Raw genomic sequence first — 23,735 nt, forward strand, 5'->3', positions numbered from 1 at the left:
CGTCTGCCTCGGACCGGTGCCGCCGTCGCATCGTGGTGATGCCCGGCGGAACGACCGGCGGGCTTCGGGAGATGAACATGACGCTTCATCAGGCGAGTGAATCCGCCGGTGGCTGGCTGCTCGCAGCCCTTGGCACCTCTGCCGGGACCGGACACCCCCGGGCGCCTCGGCTGTGGGCGACCGGCCACGTCGTGGACGCGGTCATCGTGGCGGACCGGCTGGGCATCGAAGCGGTCGACTGGTATCGGCGTCTCGGTTCCTTGGCTCCGCCGTCCGTCATCGACCACCAGGCGCGGAAGGTCGCTTTCCTCATCGCGCCGGTCGGGGAGCCCTTCTTCGCGGGCGCGTTGACGGTTCTGCGTGGGGATGTGCCGTACCGCTACCTCTCGACAGGCGGGTACCTGGTGGTTCCCGGGCGGGACGCCGAAGCGGGAGACCGCTACCAGTGGCTCAGCAAGCCCACGGAGGAATCCACGCTCGATCGGGACGCGGTTGCGGTGCTCACCGTCCATCTCCTCATCGCGCTGCGCAACCTGACTGCCGCAGCCGCGGGCACGGGCGATGAGTGATCCGGACGCGGCTTCCTGGTCGCCCATCGACACCACGGCGTGGTACGAAGCGCGAACCGCCGTCGCCGCTCTGCGGGATGTTCTGATCGCCGCCGGCCTCGCCGAGCACTTCCCCTATCTCCGGGCCGACGTCAACGCCTTCGGCTACGGGTTCGTCGAACTCGGCCGCACCACACCGGAAGCCGCTACCCGGCTCGCCGAACTTCTCGCCGCAGCCGAGAAGAACCCCACCTGACAAGGAGGTATCGCCATGCGTTCTGCCGCCGACAACGCGCGAACCTGCGCGCCACATGCCGAGGTTCTGCACGCGGCATCCCCTACGTTCGTGGCTGGAGCAAGGCGAACAACGCCACGACCGAACTCGCCGCACGCCTCGCCATGGCCAGCCTGCACGATGGTTTCGGAGCGCTCAAGGCGGAAGTGAACGTCCACGGTGACGGCCTGGTCAACCTCGGCCCCGTCCCCGCCGACGCAGTCCACCGCCTGGCCGCGCTCCTCGCCAACGGCCTTTGTGCCGAGCTGGATCACCTCGCCGCGCACGACGAAGCAGCCTGACCCACACACCCCGGTCGGGTGCGCAAGACGGCTCCCCGCGCACCCGACCGGACCAACGCACCACCCGACCGATATTCGGCAACGGCCGCTACAGGCCGGCTCGCACCGACCAAACGCCCAACGGTGTCGAGACAACCAGCCGAGGTCCCCACGCAGACGGGCCTCAACAGGACGCGACCTGACCAGTCCAGACCTGCGAGGGGACTTGCTCCCGTGAGCGAGAAGAGCACTCCCGGACGGCTCCTGACCGTCCCCCAAGCCGCCGACCGGCTCAACGTCGGCGAGCGCTTCGTCCGTCGCCTCATGGCAGAGCGGCGCATCACCTTCATTCGGATCGGCCGCCACGTTCGAATTCCACAGGACGCGGCCGACGCCTTCATTCGCGCTGGACTTGTCGAGCCCAGCCGGACATGCGGAAAGGTGGCCTGATGGCCAACAGCAAGGGACGGCGTCGCCGTTTCGGGGCGGTCCGTCAACTTCCGTCCAAGAAGTGGCAGGCGCGATACCCCGGGCCGGATGGCCAACTGCGGACGGCTGACAAGACCTTCGCCACCAAGACGGCCGCCGAAGAGTGGCTGACCGACACCGAGTCGGAGATGAGACGCGGCGACTGGATCGACCCGCGCGGCGACATGGTCTTCGGCACGTTTGCCACGGCCTGGATCAAGGAGAGGCCGAACCTCCGGCCGCGCACACGGGAGCTGTACAGCATCCTGCTTCGTCTCCATCTGAAGCCCACGTTCGGCGACGCGCCAATTCCGGCGATCAAGGAAGCGGATGTACGCCGCTGGCGCGCTACTCGCCTGGAAGGCGGTCTCGGCCTGTCGACCACAGCCAAGGCGTACCGACTCATGCGCGCGATCATGAACACCGCCGTGGACGACGGTCTGATCCGCCGCAACCCCTGCCGTATCAAGGGCGGCGGCGACGAGAAGGCTCCGGAGCGGCCGATCCTCACCCTCGAACAGGTCTTTACGCTCGCGGACGGTGTCGGCCCTCGCTACCGGGCGCTCGTCCTCCTCGCCGCCTTCGGCTCGCTGCGCTGGGGCGAACTCGCTGCCCTCCGGCGCGATTACGTAGACCTCGACGCCGGCACCATCCGCATCGACGTCTCCGCCATCGAGATGAGCAACGGCAAGCGCATCACCGGCCCGCCGAAGTCGGCCGCCGGCAAGCGAACCGTCACCATCCCCGCGCCGATTCTGCTTGACCTCCGTCGGCACGTGGAGTGGTTCGCCGAGAAGGAGGATGACGGCTTGCTCTTCGTCGGCCCGAAGGGTGCGGCCCTGCGCCGGTGCAACTTCACCCGGGTGTGGCGACGCGGGACCCTTCACCTCGGCGTGACCGATCTCCACTTCCACGATCTACGCCACACCGGGAACGTCCTCGCCGCCGAGACCGGCGCCACTCTCCGCGAGCTGATGGACCGCATGGGCCAGTCCACCTCTCGCGCGGCCCTGATCTACCAGCACGCCCGCGCCGGCCGGGACCAAGCCATCGCGGATTCGATCGCGAAGCGGATCAAGAAGTCTCGGCCCCAAGATCATCGCCAATCTGGCACGGATCTGGCACGCGAGGCGTAGGAACCCCGGAAACGACGAAGGCCCAGGTCTCGGATCTTGTCCGTGACCTGGGCCTCAGCCTCACGAGCGGGCGACGAGAATCGAACTCGCGTTCTAAGCTTGGGAAGCTCATGTTCTACCATTAAACTACGCCCGCAATACAGGGCTCCTTGGAGCGCTGCACCGTCACTCTACCGGATGGTCGAGTGTGGTCGCAGCATCGTTCCGGCGGTGGGTGCGGGAGCGTTTGGGTGGATGCGGGTGGCTGCGATTACGCTTTGCCCGTGCTTCTATCGGACAAGGACATTCGCGCGGAGATCGACTGCGGTCGGGTTCGGATCGATCCCTACGAGCCGGCCATGGTTCAGCCGTCGAGTGTGGACGTTCGACTCGACCGGTTCTTTCGGGTCTTCGAGAACCACAAGTACCCGCACATCGACCCCGCCGTCGAGCAGCCCGACCTCACGCGGATGATCGAGCCGCCGGAGGGCGAACCGTTCATTCTGCACCCGGGCGAGTTCGCGCTCGGTTCGACCTACGAGGTCGTGTCCCTGCCGGACGATGTCGCGTCGCGGCTGGAGGGGAAGAGTTCGTTGGGGCGGCTCGGGTTGCTGACGCACTCGACCGCCGGGTTCATCGACCCGGGCTTCTCCGGGCATGTGACGCTGGAGTTGTCCAACGTCGCGACCCTGCCGATCAAGTTGTGGCCGGGGATGAAGATCGGCCAGCTGTGCATGTTCCGGCTGTCGTCGCCGGCCGAGTTCCCGTATGGGTCCTCGGTGTACGGGTCGCGCTATCAGGGACAGCGTGGGCCAACCCCCTCACGGTCGTTCAAGGACTTCCACCGCACGAACGTCCGCGATTAGGAGGGGGAGGGAGCGAGGGTGGTCCGGGACGACCGTCAAGGACGATCCGACCCCGATCCCGACCTCGACTCCGGCCCGCACCCCCGCGACCGACGCCCCCGAACAGAAGATAGGCATCCCCGGACATGAGTGACGTGCGCGAAAACCTCACCTGGCCGCTCTTCGGCCAGGCCACGCGCGAGCTGGCCATGCAGGTCGCGGCGGACGGGTACGAGCCCGACATCATCCTGTCGATCGCCCGCGGCGGCGTGTTCGCGGCCGGCGCGCTCGCGTACGCGCTGGACGTTAAGAACCTGCACCTGGTCAACGTCGAGTTCTACACGGGGATCGGCACCACGCTGGACATGCCGGTCATGCTCGCGCCGGTGCCCGACGTGGTGGACTTCTCGAACAAGAAGGTGCTCATCGCGGACGACGTCGCCGACACCGGCAAGACGCTGCTCCTGGTCCGCGACTTCTGCGAGGGCAACGTGGCCGAGGTGCGCTGCGCCGTGGTGTACGAGAAGCCGCAGTCGCTGGTGAAGTGCGAATACGTGTGGAAGCACACCGACGACTGGATCAACTTCCCGTGGTCCGTCGAGCCGCCCGTGGTCACCCGCCAGGGCCAGATCCTCGACGCCTGAGCGACGAGCGGTGCGGGACGACTTCCGCCCGCGTCACCGCGCCTGCGTGCTGAACCGCATCAACGCCCCGAGCACGTCCACCGCCCCCGGCAGCCCCCGCTCGATCGGGTCCGGCGGCACCGCCCACCGGGTCCGCCCCCCGCACGCCGTGGACGAGGGCGGAGCCGGTACGAAGTGGCCGACCGCGTGGTGCCGGACGTCGAACCGGGCCGTGTCGTTGTGGTCCACCGTGTACCAGTACAGGTTGCGCGCGCCCGGATCGACCAGGAACAACAACCGCTCGCCCGGCAGCTGCAGCACCGGCCCCAGCGGCAATCCGACCACCTCCAACTGGCGGATCGCCGCATAGCCGACCTGCGCCGGCGCGTCCAGCACGTCGAACTCCAGCCCGCTCGCCAGCAGGACGGTGTACGGCTTGCCGCTCCACCACTCCCACACGTCGTCCGTCGACCGGGTGGCCCGGGTCAACCCCGGTTCGGCGGCGGGGTGTGCCCCCGGGTCGGGGCATTCGGTGTCGCCGCATGAACATCGGCCGTCCTCGACGTAGGCTCCGGGCAGCACGGGCCAACCCCGATCCACGACGTAGAAGAGGGCGGCGGCCTGGAGCGCAGCCCGGGTGCGTTGCCGCACAAGCATGTCCGTTCCGTTCCTCGCGACCGTGATCACGACGAAGTGTCGTGGTCCGGCAGGTGTACTCCCGGTACTCCTACGAGTACACCGCCCGAAACGGCCCCGGAACAGATCCGCAACGCGGCTCGACCGTGCCGCTTGCGGTCCGCTTGGTCCACTGCCGGCACGCTTCGCCGCCGGCCTGACCAGGCGTCAGCCCCCGCACCCGCCCCGAACCCGGTTCACGAGGTCGCGAAGCAACGAAGCGACGACGCCCCCGACCGCTCCGACGCCCCCGACCGCCCCGACGTCACGACGTCAACGGCAGCTTCAACACCAACAACAGCGCAATCAACTCGACGGCCACACACCCGAGCGCACGCGGCCACGCCAGCTCGTGCACACGCATCATCAACGTCGTCAACATCCACGCCGTCAGCACGAACGAGAGCAGCCCGACGCCGGTCACGATCGAGTTCTTGTCCGGCGCGAACATCGCGACCACCAGGCGCGGCGCGTCCGCGATCCAGACCACGATCATCGACAGCGTGATGAACGGCGTCGGCGAGCCGTTGCCGCCGAACTGGGTGGCCAGGGCGTGTGAGACCAGGCCGAGCAGTGCGCAGAACGCCGGCACCATGACCACGACGATGCCCAGCGCCGGCACGCTCGTGCTCAGCGTCGAGTGCACGATCTCCTTGCGCGACGCGTCGTTGGCCAGCACCGCGAGCACACCGCCGAGCGCGGACATGATCAGCGCCGGCCACCACACCGCCTGGTCGCGCGCCTCGTTCATGGTGCGCAGCGGCCGCAACACGAGGCCGCTCAGCAGCTCTTTCCAGTGCAGGTACCTCGGCGGCCCACCGTACGGCGGCGGCTGGTACTGCTGCGGCTGCGGAGGCGGCACCGACGGCGTCACCGTCGTGTACTCCTCCGGCGGCGCGCCGTAGATGTACAGACTCGTCTCGTCGGGCAACGACAGCGGCCCATAACCCGAGTCCCCCGACCCGCCCTGCCCACCCTGCGGCGGAGGCGGCGGAACCGGCTGCCCATACCCCTGCTGCCCCGGCTGCCCGTACCCAGGCTGCCCCTGCTGCCCATACCCGGGCTGCCCCTGTTGCCCAGGCTGCCCATACCCGGGCTGCCCCTGTTGCCCAGGCTGCCCATACCCGGGCTGCCCGGGCTGCCCCTGCTGCCCCCCGTACCCATCGCCGTAAGCCCCGCCGTACTGAGGTGGTGGGTAACCCTGGCCGGCAGGCGGGGGCTGTTGCCGGTACGGGTCGTAGGGTCCATTGCCAGTCACACCCCTGACGGTACCGGCACCACACCCCCCTCCGTCGTCGCGGGACGGTGGTAATTCGGGCACAAAACCGAACGCCGCCGGCCCCGAGGGAACCGACGGCGCTCGCCGCACACCGAGCGCGCCGAAGCGCGCCCCGAAATGGCTACTTGGCCCCCGCGTCCTCCAGGACCCCCTCCTCGGCCGGCGGCTCCGGCAGCTTGACCGACTGGAGCAGCAGCTGCGCCACGTCGACCACCTGCAGCTCCTCCTTCGCCTCGCCCGCCTGCTTCTTGGCGTTGATCGAGTCGGTGAACATCACCAGGCAGAACGGGCACGCGGTGGAGACGATGTCCGGCTTGAGCGAGAGCGCCTCGTCCATGCGTTCGTTGTTGATGCGCTTGCCGATGCGCTCCTCCATCCACATGCGCGCACCGCCGGCGCCGCAGCAGAAGCCGCGCTCCTTGTGCCGGTGCATCTCCTCGTTCCGCAGGCCCGGCACCCTCGCGATGATCTCGCGCGGGGGCGTGTAGACCTTGTTGTGCCGACCGAGGTAGCACGGGTCGTGGTACGTCACCAGGCCGTCGACCGGCCCGACCGGCAGCAGCCGGCCCTCGTCGATCAGGTGCTGGAGCAGCTGGGTGTGGTGGATGACCTCGAAGTGCCCGTCCAGCTGCGGGTATTCGTTCGCCAGCGTGTTGAAGCAGTGCGGGCAGGTGGTGACGATGCGCTTCTTCGGCGCGTCCTCGAGGGCCGCGTTCAGCGTCTCGACGTTCTGCGCCGCGAGCATCTGGAAGACCACCTCGGAGCCGAGCCGGCGCGCCGAGTCGCCCGTGCAGGATTCCTCCTTGCCGAGGATCCCGTACTTGACGCCCGCGATGTCGAGCAGCTCGGCGAACGCCTTGGTGGTCTTCTTCGGACCGTCCGCCAGCGCGCCCGCGCAGCCGACCCAGTACAGGTACTCCAGCTCGGCGGGCTCGATGTCCTGCCCGACGATCGGGACCTCGATGCCGGTGGTCTTCTTCAGCTCCTTGACCCAGTCGAGCCGGGCCTTGGTGGCCACGCCCCACGGGTTGCCCTTGTTCTCCAGGCCCTTGAGCATCGTCGCCGCCTCGGACGGGAACGCGCTCTCGATCAGCACCTGGTAGCGGCGCATGTCGACGATGTGGTCCACGTGCTCGATGTCGACCGGGCACTGCTCGACGCACGCGCCGCACGTGGTGCACGACCACAACACGTCGGGGTCGATGACCCCGTTCTCCTCCGCGGTGCCGATCAGCGGCCGCTCGGCCTCGGCCAGCGCCGCCGCCGGGACCTTGGCCAGCTGCTCGGGCGTGGCCTTCTCGTTGCCCTCTTCGTCCTTGCCGCCGCCCGCGAGCAGGTACGGCGCCTTGGCGTAGGCGTGTTCGCGCAGCGACATGATCAGCAGCTTCGGGGACAGCGGCTTGCCGGTGTTCCACGCGGGGCACTGCGACTGGCACCGACCGCATTCGGTGCAGGTGGAGAAGTCGAGCAGGCCCTTCCAGGAGAAGTGCTCGACCTGACTGACGCCGAACACCGCGTCGTCGGCGGGGTCCTCGAAGTCGATCGGCTCGCCGCCGGAGGTCATCGGCTGCAGCGCGCCCAGCGCGACCGTGCCGTCGGCGTTGCGCTTGAAGTAGATGTTGAAGAACGCCAGGAACCGGTGCCAGGCGACACCCATGGTGGGGGTGAGGCCGATGGTGATCGCCCACGTCATCGAGATGACGATCTTGATCGTGGCGACCAGGTAGACCAGGTTCTCCAGCGAGTTCTCGGAGAGGCCGCCGAACGCGGAGACCAGCGGGTAGCTGACCCAGTAGCCGGGCTCGTACGAGTCCACCCCCGCGAGCGCGCCCTCCAGCCCGCGCAGCAGCATGATGCACACGCCGACCGAACCGACCACGAACTCGACGAAGTACGCCTGGCCGAAGTTGGACCCGCCGAACCGGCTCTTGCGGCCCGCACGTCGCGGGTGGCTGAGCTGGCGGATCACGATCAGCACCAGGATGCCGAGCACGGTCATCAGGCCCATGAACTCGGTGAAGACCTCGAACGGGTCCCAGTGGCCGAGCCCCCACAGCGCGAACTCGGGCGTAAAGAGCTGCCCGTACGCGTTGACCAGGGTCAGGATGAGCGCGCCGAAGCCGACCATGACGAACCAGTGCGCGGCGCCGACGATGCCCCAACGGAGCATCCGGGTGTGCCCGACGGTCTCGGTCAGCATCGTGCCCAGACGCTTGCCGGCCGCATTGGTCCGGCCGCGGACGGGCTGTCCGAGTTTGACGAACGAGTAGATGTATGCGGCGGTGCGCCCGAGTAGGGCGAACCCGATCACGCTGATGAACAGCGAGATCACGATCGCTGCGAGCTGCATGGGCGTTCGGCTCCTCCGGTGGGACGTCCCTTCCGGGGCGTGTATCGGCCGACAGCGTACGGCCGTGCGGGCATCTTACCCACTGGTAACTTAACCACTGCGTCGATGATATCTGTCACGCCGGACGCTATCGGCTTCGCAGGTTTTGCCCGCTTTATCCCACGCCGGACGATCTTGTCGGACCCCACACTCCACTCCGGACCGGCTCCCGAGCCGATCCGAACGCGGCGCACCGATCCATCCGGCTCGCCAGTTGTGTGACGCACCGTCAGATCTGTACACATGCATGCTGCCATGCCACGGCGCCGGGACCCGCAAGAGGTCCCGGCGCCGTGTGTTTCGCCCGCGTCCACCGACCGCCGAGGCGGCCGATCACAGTGTCTTGACGGCCTGCTTCCGAGGTTGCACGACCAGCGTGTCGCCGGCTTCGTCGAGATCGACCAAAACCGTGTCGCCGTCGCCCACCTCGCCCGCCAACAGGGCGCGCGCGAGCTTGTCGCCGATCGCGGTCTGGATCAGTCGGCGCAGCGGCCGGGCGCCGTACGCCGGGTCGTAGCCGGTCAGCGCGAGCCAATCGCGCGCCGCGTCGGTCACCGTCAGGGTGATCCGCCGGTCCTTGAGCCGGGCGCCGAGCCGATCCACCTGGAGGCCGACGATGTGCGCCAACTCGTTCGTGCCGAGCGCGTCGAAGAGCACGATGTCGTCGAGCCGGTTCAGGAACTCCGGCTTGAACGAATTGCGGACCACCTCCATCACCATCTCGCGCTGCCGCTCCGGCGAGAGCATGGGATCCACCAGATACTGCGATCCCAGGTTCGAGGTCAGGATCAGCACCACGTTGCGGAAGTCCACCGTGCGGCCCTGGCCGTCGGTCAACCGCCCGTCGTCGAGCACCTGGAGCAGTACGTCGAAGACCTCGGGGTGCGCCTTCTCCACCTCGTCGAGCAGCACCACCGAGTACGGCCGCCGGCGCACCGCCTCGGTCAGCTGGCCGCCCTCCTCGTAGCCCACGTAGCCGGGCGGCGCGCCGACCAGGCGCGCGACCGAGTGCTTCTCCGCGTACTCCGACATGTCGATGCGCACCATCGCGCGCTCGTCGTCGAAGAGGAAGTCGGCCAGCGACTTGGCCAGCTCGGTCTTGCCCACGCCGGTCGGACCCAGGAACAGGAACGAGCCGGTCGGGCGGTCCGGGTCGGCGATGCCGGACCGGGCCCGGCGGACCGCGTCGGACACCGTCATCACCGCCGTCTGCTGCCCGATCAGCCGCCGGCCCAGCTCGTCCTCCATCCGCAGCAGCTTGCCGCGCTCGCCCTCGAGCAGCCGCCCCGCCGGGATGCCGGTCCAGGACGAGACCACGTCGGCCACGTCGTCCGGGCCGACCTCCTCCTTGACCATCGCCGTGCCGTCCGTGCCCCGATCGCCCTCGGTCGCCGCGGCCTCGGCCAGCTCCCGCTCCAGGGTCGGGATCTGCCCGTACATCAGCTTCGACGCCGTCTCGAAGTCCCCGTCGCGCTGGGCCCGCTCCGCCTCACCGCGCGCCGCGTCGAGGCGCTCCTTCAGCTCGCCGACCCGGTTCAGCCCGGCCTTCTCCTGCTGCCAGCGCGCGGTCAGCCCGCTGAGCTGCTCCTGCTTGTCGGCCAGGTCCTTGCGCAGCCGCTCCAGCCGGTCCCGACTGGCCGCGTCGGTCTCCTTGGCGAGCGCCATCTCCTCCATCCGCAGCCGGTCCACCGAGCGCTGCAATTCGTCGATCTCGACGGGGGAGGAGTCGATCTCCATCCGCAGCCGCGACGCCGCCTCGTCGACCAGGTCGATCGCCTTGTCGGGCAAAAAGCGCGCGGTGATGTAGCGGTCGGACAAGGTGGCCGCGGCCACCAGCGCGGAGTCGGCGATCTGCACCTTGTGGTGCGCCTCGTAGCGGCTCTTGAGCCCGCGCAGGATCGCGATCGTGTCCTCGACGCTGGGCTCGCCCACGAACACCTGCTGGAACCGGCGCTCGAGGGCCGGGTCCTTCTCGATGTGCTTGCGGTACTCGTCCAGCGTGGTCGCGCCGACCAGGCGCAACTCGCCGCGCGCGAGCATCGGCTTGAGCATGTTGCCCGCGTCCATCGAGCCGTCGCCGGTGGCGCCCGCGCCGACCACGGTGTGCAGTTCGTCGATGAAGGTGACGACCTGGCCGTCGCTGGACTTGATCTCGTTCAGGACGGCCTTCAGCCGCTCCTCGAACTCGCCGCGATACTTCGCGCCCGCGACCATCGCGCCCAGGTCGAGCGCGATCAGCCGCTTGTCGCGCAGCGACTCGGGTACGTCGCCGGCCACGATCCGCCGGGCCAGGCCCTCCACGACGGCGGTCTTGCCGACGCCGGGTTCACCGATCAGTACCGGGTTGTTCTTGGTCCGCCGTGACAACACCTGGACCACCCGGCGGATCTCCGAGTCGCGGCCGATGACCGGGTCGAGCTTGCCGTTTCGGGCCTCCTCGGTCAGGTCGCGGCCGTACTTCTCCAGGGCCTGGTAGGTGCTCTCCGGGTCCTGCGAGGTGACCCGCGTGCTGCCGCGCACGGCCTTGAAGGAGTCGAGCAGTGCCTGCGGGGTGGCCCCGGCCTCGCGCAGCGCCTCGGCGACCGCGCCGGAGCGGCCGGAGGCGAGGCCGACCAGGACATGCTCGGTGGAAACGAACGCGTCGCCGAGCTTGTCGGCCTGCTTCTCCGCCTCGTCCAGCGCGAGCATCGTCTCCCGGGCGAGCTGCGGGGCGGCCACGGTCGAGCCGGACGCACTCGGCATACGATCCGCGATCCGGTCGACCGCGACCTTCAGCAGCGGCACATCCACACCGGCGGCGCCGAGCAGCGGGACGGCGATCCCCTCGGGCTGTTCGAGCAGGGCGAGCAGCAGATGCGCGGGCTCCACCTGGGGGTGTCCCGCCGCGGCAGCCTTGCGGATGGCGACCGAAAGGGCCTCTTGGGCCTTGGTGGTGAGCTTCTGTGCATCCATGTGAGGTGTGCGTCTCCTTCGCTTCGGGCACGCGCTGTCACGGCCATCATCCCGTCCGTGCCGCGCGTGTACCGCACCCGAACGGTTCGTTGACTATCGCAACCACAACTAAGTTGAGTCTATTCCACTCAACCATGCGTTGCCCGGGATGCTTACACTGCGGACATGCCAGATGTGTCCGGTGCTCTCGAAACACTCGACGCGCTCGCGGATGAGGCGGTACGGCTCATTCCGGCGGCGCCCGGGGCCGATCGGGTCGTGCTCGGTCTCGCCGGTCCGCCGGGAGCCGGGAAGTCCACGCTCGCCGGTCGGCTGGTGCGCGCGATCGAGCAGCGGGTCGGGTCCGGTACCGCCGCCTACGTGCCGCTCGACGGCTTCCACCTCTCGAACGTGCAGCTCAAGCGGATCGGGCGGCTGCATCGTAAGGGCGCGGTGGACACGTTCGACGTGTGGGGCTACGCGACCACGCTGGCGCGGGTGGTGCGGGAGGTGGATCGGGACGTGTACGTGCCCGATTACGACCGGACGTTGCACGAGCCGGTGGCCGCGCGGCACGTGGTGCGGCCCGGGACGCGGATCGTGGTGACCGAGGGCAACTACCTGGCGCTGGACGCGCCCGGCTGGGCCGACGCCTACTGCCTGATGACCGAGGTCTGGTACGTACACGCCTCGGACCGGGTCCGCGACGAGCGGCTGACCAGGCGCCAACGCCGGGGCGGGCGCAGCCCCGGCGAGGCGATGGCCTGGGTCGCGGGCAGCGACCGCCCCAACGGCGAACTCGTCAAACGCTCGAAGTCGCGCTGCGCCCGAGTGGTGACGGTGGTGTGGTGAACCCGCGGCGCTCGTCGGCGTGGGTCGACGCGGCCGGCCTGCGGCCCGCCGTCCTCAAACGCCGGACGGGCTGAAAGGGGCCGGGACCAGGAGTTCCACGTTGCGGTCCTCCAGGCGGCCTCGGCGGCCGTCGACCTTCGGGTCGGGGCGGTCTCGCTCCTGCCAGTCGTTGCCGGCGAGTTCGCGGGCCAGGGCGGCCAGGGCCAGGGGGGAGTCGAGTTTGTTGCCGTGTGATTCCGGGCCGGCCGAGTCGATGATCGTGCCGAAGATGGACAGGGTCCCGTTCGTGTTGTCGGCGATCTCCACGATCCGCGCCTGGGAGGGCCAGTCGATGTGCGACGCGGTGTTGACCTCCCAGAACCCGCCGGGGACCGCGCTGCCCGCCGGTCGCGGGTAGGGCTTCACGTAGTTGTCGTGGGTGTGCCCGTTGACCCACAACACCACGTTCGGGAACCGCAGCAGCAGCGCCTGCACCTGCGGCCCCAGGATCCGCGCGGGCTCCCCGGCCGGCACGGTCTTGTTGGTCATCGTCTCGATGGTGTGGTGGCTGAACAGCACGAACAGCTTGTCCTGACCGGTGCCCTGGACGACCTTGCCCTGCTCGTCGAGATGGCTCGAACTGCCCTTGACCAGCTGGTCCTCCAGCCAGGCGAACTGGGTCGGGTCCAGGCATCCCGAGTCCGAGCCGTACGAGTTCACCGTGTCCAGGACCAGGCAGCGCACCGGGCCCTGGTCGAAGGTGTAGTACGCGGTCCTGGTGTCCAGGTTCTGCTGGGTGAAGCCGTGGCCCTTGGGCAGGCCGGTGGTGTTGAAGTGCTCCTTGATCGTCTCCGCGCGGTCGACGAGGCGACGATCCGGGTCGGCCGTGACCTTGCGCTTGGGGCCGGCCAGCAGCGCCGCCAGCGCGTCCGGCTTGCCGCTCTGCAGTCCGAGGGCCAGCGCGGCCACGGTCTGCCCGGGGGATATGTCGAGCACCTTCTCGTCGCCGACCGCGACCTTGCCCAGCAGTTCGCTGACCGGCAGGTTGCCCTGGACCAGGCCGTCGTGGTTGCCGTAGGCGCTGTACCAGGGGGTCTTCAGGCCGGTCGCCTCGAACGGCCGCCGACACGCGTCCAGCAGGCCCGGCACGGTGGGATAGCCGTACTGGGCGCGCGGCACGTCGTCCTTCTGCCCGGGCGGCGTGCCGTCGGGGTGCCAGTAGCGCTCGTGGTACGCCACCGCGTCCATCGGGCCCTCGTACCTGTTGCGATCGCCCGAGTCGGGCGTGACCTTCTTGCCGCCGTCGAGCACGTCGATGTACCAGCGCAGCTCGTTGAACTGGATGTTGTCGGTGTTGTCGCCGGTGCAGATCGTGAAGGCCAGCGGCGCGCCCAGGGCCGGACCCTTGCCGATCCGGTTGAGCGACTGCACCATCGCCTCGGCGATCTGCGCGGTCAGCACCTCCTGCGGGCGGTACGCCGACTGGAAGGGCAGCAGCTTGGCGAACGGCTGGTCCTTGTCGCTGTGCCGGTCGAGGAAGTCCACGCGCGCGGTCGACTGCGAATCCTGGATGTGGATGTCGGTCAACTGGGTGAACGCGACCAGGGAGCGTCGCTTTGCCTTGTCGCCCGAGCTGCCGCCGGGCATCAACTCGCTGCGCAGCAGGTGTGGTTCACCGGGTCCGGCGACGATCTTGCGGTAGCCGCCCGGCCCGGGCGGGCCGAGCACGAGGGTGCGCTCCAGCGTGGTGCCGGCCGCGCCGGCCGGCTTGGGCGCGCCCGACTTGGGTGCGTCGCTCGACTTCCCGTCGGGCTTGTCCTTGTCGTCGTCGGAGCACGCGGCCACTCCGAGCAGTGCCGCGCTCGCGGCCGAGTACTTCAGGACGTCCCGACGATTCGGCTTCATGCGGCGACCCTACTGACGCGTAGCGAGCCGCATCAAGGAAGCGTCGAGGCTGCGTCGAAGAAGCGCCGAGACCGCACAAAAAACGGCGAGGAGGGGGCACGGCCGGGGCCGTACCGCCTCCTCGCCGTCGTCGCGGCCGTCAGTCCGAACGCCCGCGCCGCGGCTTCCACACCACGAGCGCGGTGCCGGCCTGCGGCCGGACCGGGACCAGATCGCGCCGGTAGGACGCGTGTACGGCCGCCTCGCGCCGGGCGCTCGCGTCCGTCGCCTCGTGCAGCGCGTGCTCCATCTCGGCCACGCGCATGCGCAGCGCGAGTACCTGGTTCTCCAGCTCCAGGATCCGCTTGATCCCGGCGAGGTTGATGCCGGCCTCCTGGGAGAGCCGCTGCACCTCGCGCAACTGCACGATGTCGCGGGCGGAATAGCGCCGCCCCCGGCCCGCCGTACGGTCCGGCGAGACCAGGCCGAGGCGGTCGTACTGTCGCAACGTCTGCGGGTGCAGGCCGGACAGCTGGGCGGCGACCGAGATCACGTAGACCGGAGAGGTCTCGTCGATCTCGAAGCCGTGCCCACCACCGATACCGCCACCGCCCAAGCCGCCCGGTCGCATGTCATGCCCCCTTCGCCGCGTCCAACAGATCGGCTCGGGGATCGTGCGCGACGGTCGCCTCGCGGAACGCCTCCAGCGCTTCGCGCGCCTTGTCGTTCAGCTGCTGAGGGACCGTCACCTCGATGGTGACCAGGAGGTCGCCCCGAGTGCCGTCCTTGCGTGCCGCCCCGCGTCCGCGCACCCGCAGCGTGCGGCCGTTGCCCGTGCCCGCGGGGAGCTTGAGCGTGACCGGGATGCCGCCGAGCGTGGGTACGGTGACGTCCGCCCCGAGCGCGGCCTCCGGGAAGGTGACCGGCACGGTGACCGTGAGGTTGTCGCCCTTGCGTCCGAAGACGGCGTGGGCCTTGACGTGCACCACGACGTACAGGTCGCCGGCCGGGCCGCCGCGCTCGCCGGGCGCGCCCTTGCCCTTGAGCCGGATGCGCTGCCCGTCCTGGACCCCGGCCGGGATCCGGACCTGCATCGTGCGCGAACTCTTGGCCCGGCCACTGCCGTTGCACACGATGCACGGGTCGTCCACGAGCAGCCCGCGGCCCTTGCAGTCGCGGCACGGCTCGGAGAAGCCGAAACCGCCCTGCGGCCGGCTGACGTTGCCGGAGCCCGCGCAGGTCGGGCACATCCGCGGGGTGGTGCCCGCGGCCGCGCCCGTGCCGTTGCAGTGCCGACACGGTTCCGAACTGGTCAGCCGGATCGGCACGGTCGCGCCGTCGACCGCGTCGGCGAAGCCGAGGGTGACCTCGGACTCCACGTCGGTACCGCGCCGGGGCTGCTGGCGCCCGGTCTGGCGACCGCCGCCGAACAGGCCGCCGAAGATGTCGCCCAGACCGCCGGTGTTGCCCGCGCCGCCCTGCTGGCCGCCGAAGATGTCGCCGAGGTCGAACGGGAAGCCGCCGGTGCCGGACTGTCCGCCGCCGGTGCCGCGAAAGCCGCCGCCGCTGCCGAACAGGGTCCGGGCCTCGTCGTATTCCTTGCGCCGCTTGTCGTCGGCCAGTACGTCGTAGGCCTCCGAGATCTCCTTGAAGCGCTCCTCGGCCTTCGTGTCACCCTTGTTCTTGTCCGGGTGGAACTCGACGGCGAGCTTGCGATACGCCTTCTTGATCTCGGCGGTGCCGGCGTCCTTGGGGACGCCGAGCACCTTGTAGTAGTCCTTCTCCAGGTAGTCCTTCGTACTCATGCGCCCCTCGCCGATCGGGTCGGGGTGCCCTCGTGCTCCGAGCGCCCGTTTCCGGATTCACACCACCCGCGCATCGGCGTCCCTCCTCTCCGCTTCTCGTCGTCTCGTTCCCGGTGACGGTTCAGCTGCCGGCCGCTTCGCCCGACTCCTCCGGACCGCCCTCGGCCTCCGCCGTGGGTTCCGCGACCGCCACCCGTGCCGGACGGATGATCCGCTCGCCCACTTGATAACCGGGCTGCAGGATCTCCACACACGTGGGTTCGGTGACATCGGTCGCGTACGAGTGCAGCAGCGCCTCGTGCACCGTCGGGTCGAACGGGTCGCCCTTCGAACCGAAGCTCTGCAGCCCCATCTTGGCCACGATCGACTCCAGCGACTCGGCGACCGACTTGAAGCCGCCCGCCAGTTCGCCGTGGTCCCGGGCCCGACCGATGTCGTCGAGCACCGGCAGCAGTTCGCTCAGCACCTTGATGGCGGCCGACTCGCCCGCCACGTTGCGGTCCCGCTCGACCCGCTTGCGGTAGTTCGCGTACTCCGCCTGAAGCCGCTGCAGGTCGGCCGTGCGCTCGCCGAGTTGGTTGCGCAGCTCGGCGAGTTCGGCCGCCCCGGGGGCCGGGGCCGCCGCAGTGGCGGCGGTCCCGGTTTCCGGCTTCGACTCGGTTTCTTGGGCGTCGCCCGGGACGGCGCCGTGGTTCGAGCCGTTCCCTTCGGTCACGCAGCACCGCCCTTGCGGTCCTCGTCGACGATCTCGGCGTCCACGACGTCGTCGTCGGCGGTGTTGGCGGAGGCGTCACCCGCGCCGGCCGCGCCCTCGGTGCCCGGCTGGGCGTTCGCGTACATCGCGGTGCCCAGCTTCTGGCTCGTGGTGCTGACCTTCTCCGCGGCGTCGCGGATGGCGGCCAGGTCCTCGCCCTTGAGCGCGTCCTTCAGCTCGGTCAGCGACGTCTCGACCTCGGTCTTCACGTCGGCCGGGACCTTGTCGCTGTTGTCCTTGATGAACTTCTCGGTGGTGTACACCAGTTGCTCGGCCTGGTTGCGGGTCTCCGCAGCCTCGCGACGCTGGTGGTCCTCCTCCGCGTGCGCCTCGGCCTCGCGCATCATGCGGTCGATGTCGTCCTTCGGCAGGCCCGAGCCGCCGGTGATGGTCATCGACTGCTCCTTGCCCGTGCCCAGGTCCTTCGCGGACACGTGCACGATGCCGTTGGCGTCGATGTCGAAGGTGACCTCGATCTGCGGCAACCCGCGCGGGGCCGGCGGCAGGCCGGTCAGCTCGAACATGCCGAGCTTCTTGTTGTACGCGGCGATCTCGCGCTCACCCTGGAACACCTGGATCTGCACCGACGGCTGGTTGTCCTCGGCCGTGGTGAAGATCTCCGAACGCTTGGTCGGGATCGTGGTGTTGCGCTCGATCAGCTTGGTCATGATGCCGCCCTTGGTCTCGATACCGAGGGACAGCGGGGTGACGTCGAGCAGCAGGACGTCCTTGACCTCGCCCTTGAGCACACCGGCCTGGAGCGCGGCGCCGACGGCCACGACCTCGTCCGGGTTGACGCCCTTGTTGGGCTCCTTGCCGCCGGTCAGCTCGCGCACGACGTCGGCGACGGCCGGCATCCGGGTCGAGCCGCCGACCAGGACGATGTGGTCGATCGCCGAGAGCGGGATGCCCGCGTCCTCGATGACCTTCTGGAACGGCACCTTGGTGCGGTCGAGCAGGTCCTGGGTCAGCTGCTGGAACTGGGCCCGGGTGAGCTTCTCGTCCAGGTGCAGCGGGCCCTCGGCCGACGCGGTGATGTAGGGCAGGTTGATCGAGGTCTCCATCGAGGAGGACAGCTCGATCTTGGCCTTCTCCGCCGCCTCGCGCAGGCGCTGGAGGGCCATCTTGTCCTTGGACAGGTCCACGCCGTGGGCGTTCTGGAACTGCTTGACCAGGTGGTCCATGACCCGCTGGTCCCAGTCGTCGCCACCGAGGTGGTTGTCGCCGTTGGTGGCCTTGACCTCGACCACGCCGTCGCCGATCTCCAGGAGCGACACGTCGAACGTGCCGCCGCCGAGGTCGAAGACGAGGATGGTCTGCTCGTCGGCCTTGTCCAGGCCGTACGCCAGCGCGGCCGCGGTGGGCTCGTTGACGATGCGCAGCACGTTCAGACCGGCGATCTCGCCGGCCTCCTTCGTGGCCTGGCGCTCGGCGTCGTTGAAGTACGCCGGCACGGTGATGACCGCGTCGGTGACCTTCTCGCCCAGGTAGGCCTCGGCGTCGCGCTTGAGCTTCATCAGGATGCGGGAGCTGATCTCCTGCGCGGTGTACTTCTTGTCGTCGATCGCCACGGACCAGGTGGTCCCCATGTGGCGCTTGACGGACCGGATGGTCCGGTCGACGTTGGTGACGGCCTGGCGCTTGGCCACCTCGCCGACCAGGACTTCACCGTTCTTCGCGAAGGCAACCACGGACGGTGTGGTCCGCGACCCCTCCGCGTTGGTGATGACGGTCGACTCGCCGCCTTCCAGAACGCTGACGACGGAGTTCGTCGTACCGAGGTCGATACCGACCGCACGTGCCATGATTCGGTTCCTCCACGGGAAGAGTTGAGCGCTTGTCACTCAAGCATGAACTGCCCGGTTCAACGGGTCAAATCGCTTGAGTATTCCTCGCTCAACTTTAGTGCCTCGGAGGCTGTGAGGGGCGGGTTCCGCGCATCGATCGTGTCCACGCGATGTCACGCGGCCGAACGGCTCGGACGCTTGGCGTCATCGAAACGTTGTGCGCCTCGGGAGACTTATTCAGGTGAATGTCGCCACAAACGACACCCTTGACCTCTGCGGCCTCCGGGTGCACATGGCAGCATGTTCGCGCGCCTGCTGCCTGCCGCGCCGACGGCGGGCGAAATCCGAGATCCCAGGGGGACCCCCATGAGCGATGGTCAGGGCTATCCGCCCGTACCTCCGATGCCGCCCGGCCCGCCGGGCCAACCGGGCCAGTCCGGACCGCCGCAGGGGGGTTACCCACCGCCGCCGGACGGTTATCCGCAGCAGCCGGGAGGTTATCCGCAGCAGCAGGGGCAGCCGGGCGGCTTCCAGGAGACCGGCGGTTACCCGTACCCGCAGTACAGCGAGTACGGCCACTACCAGCAGTACGCGCAGAACCCGATCCAGCTCGACGCAAACGGCCGTCCGCCGCGGGGGGCGCGCAGCCGCAAGGTGATCGGGACCTGGATCGCCGGCATCACCGGAGCCGTCGTCGCGTCCGTGGTCGTCGCCATGGTCGGCTTCGACGACCCGACCGAGAAGAAGGACCCGGCGGCCGAGGCGAGCAAGCCGGCGCCGATCGTGGTCGGCAAGACGGCCGCGCCGAGCAACAGCGCGGCGGTCGCGCCGAAGAAGGCCGACATGTCCAACGAGCTGAAGATCCCGACGGCGCTGCCGCCGATCTCCGGGCCGAAGATCACCGGCATCACGGTCGATCCGAAGACCTGGCCCAAGGCCTGCGACCTGCTGACGGACGAAGAGATCAAGACGGCCATCCCCGACGCCACAATCCGCGAGCGCAAGAGCCGCATGGGTCGGATCTCGAACATGTTCGGCAACAACGTCAACGACAACGAGTGCGAGATCACGCTCGACCTGCCGAACCTCCAGTCCTCGGACTACCCGGGCTCGATCAGCATCACCTCGTACGGATACAAGACGTTGGCCGACGAGAAGGCTTCCTTCGCGAAGGAGAAGACCAGCCAGGAGCGCACGTCCAAGCAGTTCCCCGATCAGTACGACGACATCCCGGCCGACAAGATCGGTGTGGACGGGGCGTTCCGGGACAACCGCACGGTGCAGATCTCCAAGAACGGCTTCCGGGTCTGGATCATTCTCTCCGCCCAACTCGAGGACTCGCAGGGCAACCCGCTCAAGAACAACACGTTGGCGCGCCAGTACGGCCCGACCGTGGCGGCGATCGTCGGGCAGAAGCTGTGAGCGGGGGATGGCAGCAGCAGCCGCAACAACCCGGGCAACACGGCGGCGGTTACGGCCAACCCGGGCAGTATCCGCAACACCCCGGATACCCGCCCGGGCAGCAGGGCTTGCCGCAGCAGCAGGGGTACGCGCCCCAGCAGCCCGGATACCCGCCGCAGGGCGGCGGCTATGGCCCGCCCGGACAGCCCTATGGACCGCAGGGGCCGCAACGCGGGGGCAATCGACCGGTGTTGTGGATCGCGGTCGTGCTGGTGCTGATCGCGGCCGGGGTCGGCGGCTTCCTGTTCCTGAAGAAGGACGACGACTCGAAGGACACCGCGAAGCCCGGCGCGTCGTCGTCCGGTGGTCCCGTAGCGCCGGGAGCCTCCGGCGGCGGCAAGAGCGGCGGCCCGGGAGGCCAGAGCGCGGCGCCGCTCAGCCGTCCGATGGTTTTCCCCGCAGCGCCGCCGGCCGACGCCGGGCCAGGATTCAATGCGACCAACGACGGCAAGAGCTGGCCGAAGGCGTGCGAGATGCTGTCCGACGCGCAGATCGGGAAGGTGATCAGGGGCGCCACGGTCAAGACCAGGAAGCCGGACACGACCGTGTCGGTCAAGTACGACTTCCCGGGCGCGGCCGACAACCAGTGCGACTTCGACCTGGCCGTACCGGACCCGAACAATCCGAAGTATCCGTCGTACGCCAAGATCGAGCTCACACTGCACGAGGTGAGCACCCCGGCGATCGCGAAGGGCCACTACGGCGACACCAAGAAGAACCGGGCACGCAAGCCGTTCGGCGAGTTCGAGGAGCTGGGCACCAAGCTGGGCACCGACGACGCGTTCCGTGACGACAGCTACATCTACTTCTACAAGGGGCCGTACTACGTGGAGTTGTACGTCCACTCCGGGCTGACCGGTCCCGGCGGCGCGAAGCTCGCGGACGACGACGGGGTGAAGCAGTACGGGCCGACGCTCATCGGCTACCTCGTGGCCCGGATGTAGACACGGATGCAACGGATGTAACCGCGGTCCGCGCGGCACGGCAGCAGCGGCGACAGCGCATCGGAACAGCGCGTCGGATCAGGTAATCAGGAGGAGCACGGGGATGGTACGAATCGGGAACCCCGGGGGGAACCAGTACGGCGGCGGGCCGCATCAGCAGCAGCCGTACGGTCAGCCCGGCATGTACCAGCAGCAGTACCCCGGTGGCCCGATGCCGCCCCACCAGCCGCCGCGCCGCAGCAAGCTCAAGCCCGTGCTCGGCTGGATCGGCGTGGTCGTGGGCGGTGTGCTGGCGACGGTGGCGGGGTCGTACATCGTCGACGAGATCAACAAAAAGAACGACAAGGGCGACAAGCCGGTGGCGGAGAACGGGGTCGCGTTCCCCGACGGCTACACCCCGCCGCCGGGCGTGGCCTACAGCGACGGCGCCAAGTTCCGGGCCAGCGGGGACACCGGCACCTGGCCGGACGCCTGCGACATGCTCTCCGACAAGGAGATCCAGAACGCGATCCCCGACTCGAGCATCGTGGGCGGGCGCCAGGGCCGGAAGGCCTCGAAGATTCCGAAGAACTACGAGTGCACGGTCAACATCAAGCTGCCCAATCTCGCGGATCCCGCGACGCCGGCCAAGCTCACCATGACCATCAAGGCGATCGGCGACGCCGGACCGGTCAAGGACATGTACGAGAAGGCGAAGAGCGAGGCGGCCCCGTTCACCGGCTACGAGGATTTGGCCAACAAGCTGTTCGTGCAGAGTTCCTTCCGGCAGGGCACCAAGCTGAACCTGTTCAAGCAGGGCACGAAGCCGGACTCGCCGGCCTACTACGTGGTGCTCGACGTGGACGCCGGTATGCAGAGCACCAAGGACTCGGCGGGTGCCGCCGAGCCGCGCGAGGAGTGGACCAAGAAGTCCGGACCCGCGCTGGTGCGCGTCCTCAACATCAAGATGACGGACGACTGAGATGACCGGCCAATACAACAGCCCGAACTCCGGCCAGTATCCCGGCCCTCAGGGTCCCGGCCCCGGCTACCCGCCTCCCGGCCAGTACGGTGGCGGACAGCCGGGCCAGTACGGCCCCCCGCCGGGGCAGTACGGCCCGCCGCCCGGCTATGGTCCGCCCGGATACCCCCCGCCCCAGCCGCCGCGCCCCAACCGCCGCAAGCAGATCTTCAGCTGGGTGGCCGTGGTTGCCGGCGGCACGGCGGCAACGGTGGTCGCGGCCCTGCTGATCAACGGCACGGACGGCAAGAAGAACGAGGCGGTAAAGCTCCCTCCCACGGAGAGCGCCCGAAAGCTCGAAAGCTTCGACCCGAACGCGGTGAACAACACCTCGACGGCGGCGCCATCCCAGGCCCCCTCGCGGCCGGAGGCGCCGCCGGCGCCAAAGTCCGGCGGCAAGTTCGCCGCCACCGACGACCCGAAGACCTGGCCCGACGCGTGCGACCTCGTCACGGACGAGCAGATCAAGCTCGCGGTACCGAAGGCCGGGAAAATCGAGAAGTACGGCACGATCGCTTCCAAGGGTTACTGGAAGCAGGAAAACCCGCCGATCCGCAGTACGATTTGCCAGTACACGGTGGACGATGACGCGCTCAATGACGAGCTGAGTCCGCTCAAGCTGGAAGTGCGACTTTCCTTCGCCGGCGACCCTGCGTATGCCCAAAGCCAATACGCGAGTGAGTTGTCCAGTGGACAAAAGGGCCCGGCCTTCATGCAATTCAAGGACTACGGGGCCACGCTCGGCATGGATGCCGCCCATTACAAGGGTGATGGCCTGTACATGCGCAAGGGCGGGTATTACCTCCAGTTCACCAGGACCGGCGGCGGCAGCGGGACCGATGCTTCCGGAAAATTTGTCAAGGGCAGCGACTGGCTGCCCACCGCACTGCCCAAGGTCGTTCCCGGTATTGCTGCCAAGATTTGATTTCGAGCACCGGGTGCTGTGCCGCAGCGGGCGGAATCCTCTCGGTCGGGCGCGTGGCGTGAGCCGACTCGGGAGGCGCCTACTTTGCTGCGGCGGTGAAACGCGCACGCGGGCAGCCCGGACACCATGCTTCGGGCTGTCCGCGTGACCGACCGCTGAGTCTCGTTGGCTGGTCTCGCACCTGTTCACAACACATCGTGGCAGTCGTGGGAAACCCCCGCCGTCATTTATCCGCATATTCTCCGAAAATTAATCGCCCGGAGTATGGCTGGAAATATACCTGGTTGGTTTGCTGAAGTCGCGTACCGTGTCGAATGTTGGATGCGAGATTCCGAACTCAAGAACGAGGACGAATGAAGCGCACACTGACATTCAAGCTCTCCATGCTTTCCGGCGGTATTATTTTGGCGGCTTCCGGAATACTGGTTCTGGCTCCATCCGCTTCTGCGGGTACCCCTCAGTGTCTCAGTGGCATAGCGGATCGCCAATTCGAATTGGCGCAGCTGCATTCCAATAGCGTCAATGGGGCATCCGGCGGTTCGATGGCGAGTGCTGCATACGACCTGGCCAATTACGTTGCCGTCACACAGGGGACTTGCCCCGAAGAGGCCGGCGATGCTTTCTGGGCGGCTCGCCACTCTTTGGAACAAGCCGGTGATCTGCATTCCTCATGGCAACGTGAGGCCGCGATGGTTGCCGAGGACAGTGCGCGATACCAACTCATCGAAGCCGACGATTTGTCGCGGTCCCACTGATCGAGCCTGTGCGCCCCTGCAGCAAAGGGGCGTGGTTGTCGCTCGATTGAGAGCGGTTTCTGCTTGAGCACGTCGTGGGGGGGGGGCCCGCCCCCCCCGGGGGGGCGGGGGCCCCGGGGGGGGGGGGGCCGCCCGGGGGGCGGGGTGGCGGGGGGGCGGCG

At 68.6% G+C, this 23,735-nt stretch carries 22 protein-coding genes and 1 tRNA gene; 13 read left to right on the forward strand and 10 right to left on the reverse strand.

Going from position 1 to position 23,735, the window contains the following annotated elements; all coding sequences use genetic code 11:
• Positions 1–32 precede the first annotated feature (32 nt).
• From ACFXKZ_RS26140 to xerC, 5 genes are all read left to right on the forward strand, one after another.
• Entirely contained in the window at positions 33–569 is a 537-nt protein-coding gene (locus ACFXKZ_RS26140; RefSeq protein ID WP_380003404.1) for a hypothetical protein, read from the forward strand.
• Positions 562–804: a hypothetical protein gene (locus ACFXKZ_RS26145; RefSeq protein WP_380003405.1), complete on the forward strand. Its 243-nt coding sequence runs from the start codon at positions 562–564 to the stop codon at positions 802–804. The genes ACFXKZ_RS26140 and ACFXKZ_RS26145 overlap by 8 nt, the downstream gene beginning before the upstream one ends.
• A gap of 143 nt (positions 805–947) precedes the next feature.
• Positions 948–1,124 (forward strand): hypothetical protein, encoded by a 177-nt coding sequence (locus ACFXKZ_RS26150; protein WP_380003406.1) that lies wholly within the window; start codon positions 948–950, stop codon positions 1,122–1,124.
• A gap of 213 nt (positions 1,125–1,337) precedes the next feature.
• A complete protein-coding gene (locus ACFXKZ_RS26155) occupies positions 1,338–1,553 on the forward strand; it encodes an excisionase family DNA-binding protein (protein ID WP_380003407.1) in 216 nt (71 codons plus the stop codon).
• On the forward strand, positions 1,553–2,707 hold the full coding sequence (xerC, locus tag ACFXKZ_RS26160) for a tyrosine recombinase XerC (RefSeq protein WP_380003408.1): 1,155 nt from the start codon (positions 1,553–1,555) through the stop codon (positions 2,705–2,707). The genes ACFXKZ_RS26155 and xerC overlap by 1 nt, the downstream gene beginning before the upstream one ends.
• Positions 2,708–2,772: 65 nt before the next feature.
• On the opposite strand, the gene ACFXKZ_RS26165 is transcribed toward xerC, so the two are convergent.
• A tRNA-Gly gene (locus tag ACFXKZ_RS26165) sits at positions 2,773–2,843 on the reverse strand.
• A 127-nt stretch (positions 2,844–2,970) separates the two neighbouring features.
• Between ACFXKZ_RS26165 and dcd the strand changes: the two genes are divergently transcribed.
• Together dcd and ACFXKZ_RS26175 are read left to right on the forward strand one after the other, a co-directional pair.
• Positions 2,971–3,552: a dCTP deaminase gene (dcd, locus tag ACFXKZ_RS26170; RefSeq protein ID WP_020557430.1), complete on the forward strand. Its 582-nt coding sequence runs from the start codon at positions 2,971–2,973 to the stop codon at positions 3,550–3,552.
• Positions 3,553–3,677: 125 nt separating this feature from the next.
• A complete protein-coding gene (locus tag ACFXKZ_RS26175; RefSeq protein WP_078976193.1) occupies positions 3,678–4,175 on the forward strand; it encodes a phosphoribosyltransferase in 498 nt (165 codons plus the stop codon).
• Between the two features lie 33 nt (positions 4,176–4,208).
• On the opposite strand, the gene ACFXKZ_RS26180 is transcribed toward ACFXKZ_RS26175, so the two are convergent.
• From ACFXKZ_RS26180 to clpB, 4 genes are all read right to left on the reverse strand, one after another.
• Positions 4,209–4,811, reverse strand: coding sequence for a bifunctional DNA primase/polymerase (locus tag ACFXKZ_RS26180; RefSeq protein WP_126636613.1), 603 nt, complete (start codon positions 4,809–4,811; stop codon positions 4,209–4,211).
• Between the two features lie 283 nt (positions 4,812–5,094).
• Positions 5,095–5,760 carry a Yip1 family protein gene (locus ACFXKZ_RS26185; protein WP_380003409.1) on the reverse strand — a complete coding sequence of 222 codons (666 nt, stop codon included), beginning with the start codon at positions 5,758–5,760 and terminating at the stop codon, positions 5,095–5,097.
• A 469-nt stretch (positions 5,761–6,229) separates the two neighbouring features.
• Positions 6,230–8,458 (reverse strand): (Fe-S)-binding protein, encoded by a 2,229-nt coding sequence (locus ACFXKZ_RS26190; RefSeq protein WP_380003410.1) that lies wholly within the window; start codon positions 8,456–8,458, stop codon positions 6,230–6,232.
• A gap of 372 nt (positions 8,459–8,830) precedes the next feature.
• Complete coding sequence (gene clpB / locus ACFXKZ_RS26195) at positions 8,831–11,449, reverse strand: ATP-dependent chaperone ClpB (RefSeq protein ID WP_380003411.1); 2,619 nt, start codon at positions 11,447–11,449, stop codon at positions 8,831–8,833.
• Between the two features lie 165 nt (positions 11,450–11,614).
• Between clpB and ACFXKZ_RS26200 the strand changes: the two genes are divergently transcribed.
• On the forward strand, positions 11,615–12,280 hold the full coding sequence (locus ACFXKZ_RS26200; protein ID WP_380003412.1) for a nucleoside/nucleotide kinase family protein: 666 nt from the start codon (positions 11,615–11,617) through the stop codon (positions 12,278–12,280).
• A 54-nt stretch (positions 12,281–12,334) separates the two neighbouring features.
• On the opposite strand, the gene ACFXKZ_RS26205 is transcribed toward ACFXKZ_RS26200, so the two are convergent.
• From ACFXKZ_RS26205 to dnaK, 5 genes are all read right to left on the reverse strand, one after another.
• On the reverse strand, positions 12,335–14,164 hold the full coding sequence (locus ACFXKZ_RS26205; RefSeq protein ID WP_380003413.1) for a TIGR03767 family metallophosphoesterase: 1,830 nt from the start codon (positions 14,162–14,164) through the stop codon (positions 12,335–12,337).
• Between the two features lie 139 nt (positions 14,165–14,303).
• Positions 14,304–14,774 (reverse strand): heat shock protein transcriptional repressor HspR, encoded by a 471-nt coding sequence (locus ACFXKZ_RS26210; RefSeq protein WP_380003414.1) that lies wholly within the window; start codon positions 14,772–14,774, stop codon positions 14,304–14,306.
• 1 nt (position 14,775) lies between these two features.
• The gene (dnaJ, locus tag ACFXKZ_RS26215; RefSeq protein ID WP_380003415.1) at positions 14,776–15,948 is read right to left on the reverse strand and encodes a molecular chaperone DnaJ; all 1,173 of its coding nucleotides are present in this window, start codon (positions 15,946–15,948) and stop codon (positions 14,776–14,778) included.
• Between the two features lie 121 nt (positions 15,949–16,069).
• Positions 16,070–16,663: a nucleotide exchange factor GrpE gene (gene grpE, locus ACFXKZ_RS26220; protein ID WP_380003416.1), complete on the reverse strand. Its 594-nt coding sequence runs from the start codon at positions 16,661–16,663 to the stop codon at positions 16,070–16,072.
• A complete protein-coding gene (gene dnaK, locus ACFXKZ_RS26225; protein ID WP_126636603.1) occupies positions 16,660–18,507 on the reverse strand; it encodes a molecular chaperone DnaK in 1,848 nt (615 codons plus the stop codon). Before dnaK ends, grpE begins: the two co-directional genes overlap by 4 nt.
• A 348-nt stretch (positions 18,508–18,855) precedes the next feature.
• Between dnaK and ACFXKZ_RS26230 the strand changes: the two genes are divergently transcribed.
• The 5 genes from ACFXKZ_RS26230 (at position 18,856) to ACFXKZ_RS26250 (ending at position 23,574) form a co-directional block, all read left to right on the forward strand.
• Positions 18,856–19,911, forward strand: coding sequence for a hypothetical protein (locus tag ACFXKZ_RS26230; RefSeq protein WP_380003417.1), 1,056 nt, complete (start codon positions 18,856–18,858; stop codon positions 19,909–19,911).
• Positions 19,908–20,894: a hypothetical protein gene (locus ACFXKZ_RS26235; RefSeq protein ID WP_380003418.1), complete on the forward strand. Its 987-nt coding sequence runs from the start codon at positions 19,908–19,910 to the stop codon at positions 20,892–20,894. Before ACFXKZ_RS26230 ends, ACFXKZ_RS26235 begins: the two co-directional genes overlap by 4 nt.
• A gap of 103 nt (positions 20,895–20,997) precedes the next feature.
• Positions 20,998–21,855 carry a hypothetical protein gene (locus tag ACFXKZ_RS26240; RefSeq protein WP_380003419.1) on the forward strand — a complete coding sequence of 286 codons (858 nt, stop codon included), beginning with the start codon at positions 20,998–21,000 and terminating at the stop codon, positions 21,853–21,855.
• A gap of 1 nt (position 21,856) precedes the next feature.
• Positions 21,857–22,819, forward strand: a complete 963-nt coding sequence (locus tag ACFXKZ_RS26245) for a hypothetical protein (RefSeq protein WP_380003420.1) — start codon at positions 21,857–21,859, stop codon at positions 22,817–22,819.
• A 353-nt stretch (positions 22,820–23,172) separates the two neighbouring features.
• Positions 23,173–23,574, forward strand: a complete 402-nt coding sequence (locus ACFXKZ_RS26250; protein WP_380003421.1) for a hypothetical protein — start codon at positions 23,173–23,175, stop codon at positions 23,572–23,574.
• Positions 23,575–23,735 lie beyond the last annotated feature (161 nt).

Source organism: Embleya sp. NPDC059237 (assembly GCF_042754105.1).
In the GTDB taxonomy this organism is placed as follows: Bacteria; Actinomycetota; Actinomycetes; order Streptomycetales; family Streptomycetaceae; genus Embleya.